Genomic DNA, 7,289 nt, shown 5'->3' with positions numbered 1-7,289 from the left:
AATTGGTATAAAATAAAAAATTTGACATCTCGCCCAAAAACTTCAACGCGGCTACTTCAGGAGGACCTCCCGGTGGTCCAGGACCTCGAGGGCCGCGCTGCAGGCGCCGCAGTCGCAGTACTTCGCGCCCTTCGCCTTGATCTCCCGCCCGTGAGCATTGAACTCCTTCGCCTTCTCGGCGCCGAAGAGGGCCACACCCTCCGCCGACCCCGTAAAGGCGATCAGCCCATCGATGGGCACCAGGTCCGCCTCCAGCTCCGCGATCAGGCTCCGGGCCTCGGCGGCTTCGCCGGCCTTCCCCAGCGCGTCCAGCCATCGTTGGCCTGCGGCCCGCGCCTCGGCACAGCAGGACGGCGCCGCCATCATTCGGCGGACGACCTCGGTCATTTCCTTCTTGTCCACAGTAAACAGCTCCCTTCCGAAAAAGACTCCGCGGCGCAGCGTTGGCGCCGCCCCCGGCCCTCAGGACGGCCGGCTCCGTATCCCATGATATAGCGCCTTGCCCCGTCCTGCAACACCTGACCTCTGAGTAAAACAAAATGCGAAAAGGGGACGCCTCGAGGCGTCCCCTTCAAAAATACCGTTCTTATCCCGACGGGGCGTTACTCGCCCTTCAGGATGAGCTGACGGGCCGCCAGCGTCTCGTCCGGGCGGGACACGATGGTGTTCTGCGGGGTGTTCGTGACGCGCTCCGGGTTCGTCCTGGCGTCCGCGGCGATGTCCTTCATCGCGGCGATGAAGGCGTCCAGCTCCTCCTTGGGCTCCGTGTCCGTCGGCTCGATCATGAGGGCGCTGTCCACCACCAGCGGGAAGTACACCGTCGGCGCGTGGAAGCCGCAGTCCAGAAGGCGCTTGGCGATGTCCATGGTGGTGACGCCGTTCTTCTTCTGCTCCTCGTCGTTGAAGATGACCTCGTGCAGGCTGGGCTGCGGGAAGGGCAGGTGGTAATCCCCGCGCAGTTTCGCCTTCACGTAGTTGGCGTTCAGCACCGCCGCCTCCGTCGCGGCCTTCAGGTCGCGCCCCATCGTGCGGGTGTAGGTGAAGCCGCGCACCAGAACGGCAAAGTTGCCGAGGAAGGACTGCAGGCGCCCGATGGTGAGCGGGATGTTGAAGTCCAGGTAGTAGCGGTCACCGTCCTTGCGGACGCGGGGAACGGGCAGGAAGGGCTCCAGGGCCTCGCCCACCACGACGGGGCCCGCGCCGGGGCCGCCGCCGCCGTGGGGCGTGGACAGCGTCTTGTGGACGTTCATGTGCAGCACGTCAACGCCCATCTTCTTCACGTCCACGTAGCCCATCAGAGCGTTCATGTTGGCGCCGTCGCCGTAGACCAGTCCGCCCTTCTCGTGGATGATCTCGGCCACCTCGGCCACGTGGTTCTCGAAGATGCCCAGCGTGTTGGGGTTCGTCAGCATGATGCCCGCCGTGTCCTCGTCCATGATGGCGCGGATGGCGTCCGGGGTCACGACCCCGTCGGCGGAGAGCTCCACCGGCACCGGCGTGTAGCCGCAGAGCGCCCCGGAGGCCGGGTTCGTGCCGTGAGCGGTGCTGGGCATGATGAGCTTGCTGCGCTGGCGCCCCTTGTGCGCGTGGTAGGCGTGGATCATCAACATCCCCGTCAGCTCGCCCTGAGCACCGGCCGCCGGCTCAAGCGTCGCGGCCTTCATGCCCGTAATCTTCAGCAGGTCCTGCTCGAACTCGTACATCAGCTTCAGCGCGCCCTGCATGCACTCGTCGGGCAGCAGCGGGTGCAGGTTGGCGAAGCCCGGCAGCGCCGCCATGGCCTCGTTGATCTTGGGGTTGTACTTCATGGTGCAGGAGCCCAGCGGATACATTCCCGTGTCCAGGCCGAAGTTCCACGTGGAGAGCCTCGTGTAGTGGCGGACGACGTCCACCTCGGAGAGCTCCGGCAGGTTCGGCTCCGCGCCCACGAGGGACGGGTCGAGGTCCGCCCCCGGCACGTCCGCCTCCGGGATGCTGATGCCGACCCGGCCCTTGCGGGACTTCTCCCACAGAAGGTCCTCCTTGTACGCGATACCCCTCATTCCAGGATAACCCTTCATGGCTAGGCCACCTCCTTAAGAAATGCGTCGATGGCCTCGCGGGTGTGGACCTCCGTCGCACAGAACAGATACACGCCCTTGTATTCGGGGAAGAAGCGGCCCATGTCGAGGCCGGCGGCGAAGCCCTTCTTCAGGAGCTCTCCGTACTTCTTCTCAAAGCCCGCGGGGGCCTTCATGGCGAACTCGTTGAAGAACGGCGCGTTGAAGAGCGGCTTGAAGCCCGCCTTCTCCAGCCCGCCCTTCAGGTAAGCGGCCTTGTCGTGGTTCAGCTTCGCGATGGCGTGCAGCCCCCCGCGCCCGGCGGAGGCCATGTACATGGCGGCCGTCAGCGCGCAGTGACCGGAGTTCGTGCAGATGTTCGACGTGGCCTTCTCGCGGCGGATGTGCTGCTCGCGCGCGGAGAGCGTCAGGACGAAGCAGCGATTTCCGTTGCGGTCCACGGTCTGTCCCACGAGACGGCCCGGCATGGTGCGGACGTTCTTCATGGAGCAGGCCAAAAGCCCCAGGGCGGGGCCGCCCGCGTTGAGCGCCAGCCCAAAGCTGCTGCCCTCGCCGGCCACGATGTCCGCGCCGCAGCTGCCGGGGTTCTTCAGAAGCCCCCAGGCCATGGCCTCGGTGAAGGCCGCCATGAGCAGCGCGCCCTTGTCGTGGGCCGCCTTGGCCGCCGCCTCCAGGTCCTCGACGACGCCCGCGAAGTTCGGCGACTGGACGACGACGGCGGAGACGTCGTCCGGGACCTTGCTCAGGTCCGTGCGCCCGTCCGGCAGCACGGGGAGCTCCACCGCCTCAAAGCCCGCCGGGCGGAAGTACGTCTTCATCTCCTCCACGTAGTGGGGGTGCAGCAGGCGGGAGTAGGCCACCTTGTGCTTCTTCTTGACGCGGATGGCCATCAGGGCCCCCTCCGCGACGGAGTTCGCGCCGTCGTACATGGAGGCGTTGGCCACCTCCGTGCCCAGCAGGTTCGCCGTCATGGTCTGGAACTCGAAGATCGCCTGCAGCGTCCCCTGGCTGACCTCCGGCTGATAGGGCGTGTAGGACGTCAGGAACTCGGACCTCATCGCCAGGTAGGGGATGTGGGCCGGGATGTCGTGGGGGTAGCAGCCCGCGCCAAGGAAGGCCGTGCCGCTGAAGTTCTGCGCCGCAAGAGCGCGAATCTCCTTCGACAGGGCCCACTCGCTCTTGGGCTCGATGTCGATGGGCGCGTCGCGCCGCACGTTCGCCGGAATGGAGTCGAAGAGGTCTTCAACGCTCTTGACGCCAATGGCGTCAAGCATCTCCTTCGTGTCCTCCGGCGTCTGGGATAGATACCTCATGGGTTCTCGCCTCCCCTAGTGCTTGGCGTGCTCGCCCTTGGCGTACTCCTTGTAGGCATCAACCGCCATGAGCTTGTCGAACTCCGCCGGGTTGGAGGGCTCGATCTCGATCATCCACCCCTCGCCGAAGGGGTCCTTGTTCACCAGGTCCGGGGAGTCCGCAAGGGCCTCGTTGACCTTGACCACCTTGCCGGAGACGGGAGCGTTCAGGTCGCTGACCGCCTTGGTGGACTCCAGAGAGCCGAACGCCGCGCCGGCGTGGACCTCCGCCCCGACCTCGGGCAGCTCCGCGTAGACGATGTCGCCCAGCGCGGACTGGGAGAAGTCGTCCACCCCAACCCGGACGGTGTTCCCCTCCTTCTTCGCCCACTCGTGCGTCTGGGTGTAGCGCGCGTCGTCCTTGAAGATCAGCTCGTTGAATTCTTTCATTTGCAAGTGTCCTCCCTATATTTTTTGATGATGAGTTACGACAAACGAAAAACGGTAAGACGCGGGCCTCGAACGCCGGCAGGGCGTCAGATGGCCACGCGGGCCGTGCGGCCCGGACGGATGTCCGTGACGATCTCCACCTCGATGGAACGGCGGGCGTCCTTCAGGGTGACCTTCGTCCCCGGCTCCAGCTTGCGGTCCACCCTGACGTAGCCGGCCACCAGCCCCCTCGGCTTGAAGTCCGCGGGCTTGTCCGGGCTGGCCGTGCCGACGATCTTGCCGTCCACGCGGCTGCAGGCCACCTCGAGGCAGCAGGTCGTGACGACGCCGATCTCCTTGCCGTCCAGCAGGACCTTCGCGCCGCTGTGGGCATCGACCTTGCGCGGGTCGAAGCCGCAGTAGGCCAGGGTGTAGCTCTCAGGCGGGTTCTTGTAGATATCCGAGCCGATGAAGGACTTCGTCAGCTTGCCCTCCTTGTCGCGGGGCAGGGCGAAGTCCCAGGGGGTGTTGACGAAGGGCCACGGCCCGATGTCCTGCTGGGACAGGGGCAGCATGGCCCCCATGCGCAGCGAGTCGCGGGCGGCCAGGCCGCAGGGCAGGATGTCGTCGCCGCCCGACTTCACCAGGAGGTTCCACACATCGAGGGTCTTGTCGTTGGGGCAGAGGATCTCGAAGCCCAGCTCTCCCGTGTAGCCCGTGCGGGAGATCAGGACCGGGATGCCGCCCTTCAGATGGACGTCGTGGTTCTTCGCGGGGTCGTAATCGCCCAGGAAGTGGAAGTACTTCATGCCGTTCAGGAGGTCCGGCTTCTCCATGGCCTTGCGCAGGATATCCGCAGACTTCGGCCCCTGGAGGTCGATCTTGCCGAAGTGCCCGGCCTCGTTCTTGATGGTGACGTCGAGGGAGCCCTTGTGCTTGTTCAGGTGATCCGCCACGATGACGTCGCGGTTGGAGTTGACCACCAGCACGTAATCCGTGCGGTTCCCGTCCACGTGGTAGGCGATGCAGTCGTCCACCACGTGCCCCTGCTCGTTCAGGATCATGGTGTAGCCGCAGGCGCCCTTCGCCATCTTCTCGAGGTTGCGGGTGAGGCACCGCTGCAGAAGCTCAAAGGCGTCCTTCCCCGTGACGCGCACCACGCACATGTGGCAGATGTCGAAAATCCCGCTCTTCTCCAGGACGAAGAGGTGCTCCTTCACCGCCCCCGCCTTGTACCACAGGGGCATCTCCCAGCCGCCGAAGTCCGTCAGCTGGCCCTCCAGCTCATGGTGCACCGCGTTCAAAGGTGTCTTCTTAAGCAAGCGAATCCCTCCTCAAAGTCTTTGGGCAGGGCTGCGAGGCACTGCCCGCAAGAAAGTGACAGAAGATAATACAGGAACAAAAAAGTCAGGCTAAAGCACTACAGACTATGTACATATTGTACATGCAGGGGCGTTGAAAGGTCAAGCACGGTCCGTCATGTAAACTATGTATTTTCGTCATAAAAATGGTCCGACAACCCGGCTTCCGAACCGTCGACCCGCCGCCCTCCCCTTCGGAGGCCCGATCGGCAGCGCTTTTCGCGCGCTTTCGTGTGCTATAATGAAAGGCCGTCGCAGTTAACGTCATTGATTAACCGTTAAACTTCCAGAACCACCGGGCTTTTGCTTGAGGAGGCGAGGCTCTTGGCCGGAGATAGAAGCGGAGCCGCCGTGTTTGAGATCGAGGGGCTGACGAAGGTCTACGGAGAGGGGACGGCGGCCGTCCACGCCCTGCGGGGGATCGACCTGACGATCCGCGAGGGGGAGCTGGTCGTCCTGCTGGGGCCCTCCGGAAGCGGCAAGACCACCCTGTTGAACGTCGTCGGCGGCCTGGACCGCCCGACGTCGGGCGCGGTTCGCTTTCGCGGCGCGGACCTCGGCGCCATGACGGAGCCTCAGCTCACCCGCTACCGGCGCGACCACGTGGGGTTCGTCTTTCAGTTCTACAACCTCATGCCGAGCCTCACCGCGCGGGAGAACGTGGAGCTGGTGACCGAGATCGCCACGAACCCGATGGCCCCGGACGAGGCCCTCGCGCTGGTGGGGCTGGGAGGGCGCGTGGACCACTTCCCCTCGCAGCTCTCCGGCGGGGAGCAGCAGCGCGTCGCCATCGCCCGCGCGGTGGCCAAGCGGCCGACGGTGCTCTTCTGCGACGAGCCCACGGGGGCCCTCGACAGCAGCACCGGGCGGGCCGTGCTGAAGGTGCTCTCGAACGTCAACGATGAGCTGGGGACCACCGTGCTGATCGTGACCCACGCCGCGGCCACCGCCGGCATGGCGGACCGGGTGATCCGCTTCGCGGACGGGGCGATCCGTTCGATCGACGAGAACGCGGAGCGAAGCGATCCGGAGGCCATCGAATGGTGATCCCGATGCGGGCGCTGGACCGAAAGCTCCTTCGGGACCTCTGGAGGATGAAGGGGCAGGTCGCCGCCATCGGTGCGGTCGTGGCCATGGGGGTCATGATACTGGTCATGATGTCGGGCCTGTTCGTCTCCATCCAGGAGACCCGCCGGTCCTACTACGAGAGCTGTCGGTTCGCCGACGTGTTCGCGCCGGCCAGGCGCGCGCCGCGCTTCCTGCTCGACACCCTCGCCAAGCTTCCCGGCGTCTCGGCGGCCGAGGGGCGCGTCGTCGGGGAGGCCCTGATCGACCTGCCGGGACTGGAGCTTCCGATTCGGGGCCGGGCCCTCTCCCTCCCGGACGCGGAGGGCGCCAACCTGAACGGCGTCCGCCTCGTCGCCGGACGCCTGCCCGACCCCGGGAACGCCGACGAGGTCCTCCTGCTCCGGAGCTTCGCCTCGGCCCGCGGGCTGAGGCCGGGGGACCGGCTCACCGTTACGATGAACGGCTCGCGCCGGAGCCTGCGCATCGTGGGGCTGGCGCAGTCGCCGGAGTTCATCTACATCACGGCGCCCGGCGAGGTCGTCTCGAACGACGCCCAGTACGGCGTCCTCTGGATGGGACGCCGGGCCATCGCCGCCGCCTACGGGATGGAGGGGGCCTTCAACGAGGCCATCCTGACCCTGGACCGCAGCGCCCGCCTCGCGGAGATCCTCGACGCCGTGGACCGCATTCTCGACCCCTACGGGGGGACCGGATCCTATGGTCGGGAGAATCAGCATTCCAACCGGTTCGTCGGCGACGAGCTCGACCAGCTCCGCTCCATGAGCGTCATGATACCGCCCCTCTTCCTCATCGTGGCGGCGTTTCTGCTCACCCTCGTCGTCTCGCGCATGGTCCACTCCGAGCGCGAGCAGATCGGGCTGATCAAGGCCTTCGGTTACTCCGACCTGGCGGTGGGACTCCACTACTTCAAGATGGTCATCGCCATCGCCGTGCTGGGCGCCGCGGCCGGGTGCGTCCTGGGCGTGCTGGCGGGACGGGCTCTGGCCCGTGTCTACCTGATCCACTTCAAGTTCCCGTCCCTGACCTTCCGCCCCGACCCCAGGCCGTTCCTCATGGGC

Annotated in this window: 7 protein-coding genes; 2 read left to right on the top strand and 5 right to left on the bottom strand. The window is 65.9% G+C overall.

The features are described from left to right. Positions 1–51: 51 nt before the first annotated feature. The 5 genes from SY1_RS02525 to SY1_RS02505 all read right to left on the bottom strand — a co-directional run bounded on the left by SY1_RS02525 (position 52) and on the right by SY1_RS02505 (position 5,103). Entirely contained in the window at positions 52–402 is a 351-nt protein-coding gene (locus tag SY1_RS02525) for a heat-shock protein Hsp90 (RefSeq protein WP_208872626.1), read from the bottom strand. A 200-nt stretch (positions 403–602) separates the two neighbouring features. Then, a complete protein-coding gene (gcvPB, locus tag SY1_RS02520; protein ID WP_208872625.1) occupies positions 603–2,042 on the bottom strand; it encodes an aminomethyl-transferring glycine dehydrogenase subunit GcvPB in 1,440 nt (479 codons plus the stop codon). Positions 2,043–2,062: 20 nt separating this feature from the next. Further along, on the bottom strand, positions 2,063–3,373 hold the full coding sequence (gene gcvPA / locus SY1_RS02515) for an aminomethyl-transferring glycine dehydrogenase subunit GcvPA (protein ID WP_015556070.1): 1,311 nt from the start codon (positions 3,371–3,373) through the stop codon (positions 2,063–2,065). A gap of 15 nt (positions 3,374–3,388) precedes the next feature. After that, positions 3,389–3,802, bottom strand: a complete 414-nt coding sequence (gene gcvH, locus SY1_RS02510; RefSeq protein ID WP_015556069.1) for a glycine cleavage system protein GcvH — start codon at positions 3,800–3,802, stop codon at positions 3,389–3,391. Positions 3,803–3,888: 86 nt separating this feature from the next. Beyond that, on the bottom strand, positions 3,889–5,103 hold the full coding sequence (locus tag SY1_RS02505) for an aminomethyl transferase family protein (protein ID WP_208872624.1): 1,215 nt from the start codon (positions 5,101–5,103) through the stop codon (positions 3,889–3,891). 363 nt (positions 5,104–5,466) lie between these two features. Here SY1_RS02505 and SY1_RS02500 point away from each other — a divergent pair, with 363 nt between their 5' ends. Both SY1_RS02500 and SY1_RS02495 read left to right on the top strand, forming a co-directional pair. After that, entirely contained in the window at positions 5,467–6,189 is a 723-nt protein-coding gene (locus SY1_RS02500; RefSeq protein ID WP_243440565.1) for an ABC transporter ATP-binding protein, read from the top strand. Then, positions 6,183–7,289, top strand: a 1,107-nt coding sequence (locus tag SY1_RS02495) for an ABC transporter permease (RefSeq protein WP_208872623.1), incomplete at its 3' end; no start/stop codon positions are given. The genes SY1_RS02500 and SY1_RS02495, both read left to right, overlap by 7 nt.

The organism is Fretibacterium fastidiosum (genome assembly GCF_000210715.1).
Lineage (GTDB): Bacteria > Synergistota > Synergistia > Synergistales > Aminobacteriaceae > Fretibacterium > Fretibacterium fastidiosum.
Note: the sequence above shows the minus strand (reverse complement) of the source record. Positions and strands in the feature narration are given on the sequence as shown.

What these genes read in the sequence shown, in the direction of transcription:
- gcvH (WP_015556069.1), bottom strand. Translation starts at nt 3,802, where the DNA reads ATGAAAGAATTCAACGAGCTGATCTTCAAGGACGACGCGCGCTACACC.
- gcvPA (WP_015556070.1), bottom strand. Translation starts at nt 3,373, where the DNA reads ATGAGGTATCTATCCCAGACGCCGGAGGACACGAAGGAGATGCTTGAC.
- gcvPB (WP_208872625.1), bottom strand. Translation starts at nt 2,042, where the DNA reads ATGAGGGGTATCGCGTACAAGGAGGACCTTCTGTGGGAGAAGTCCCGC.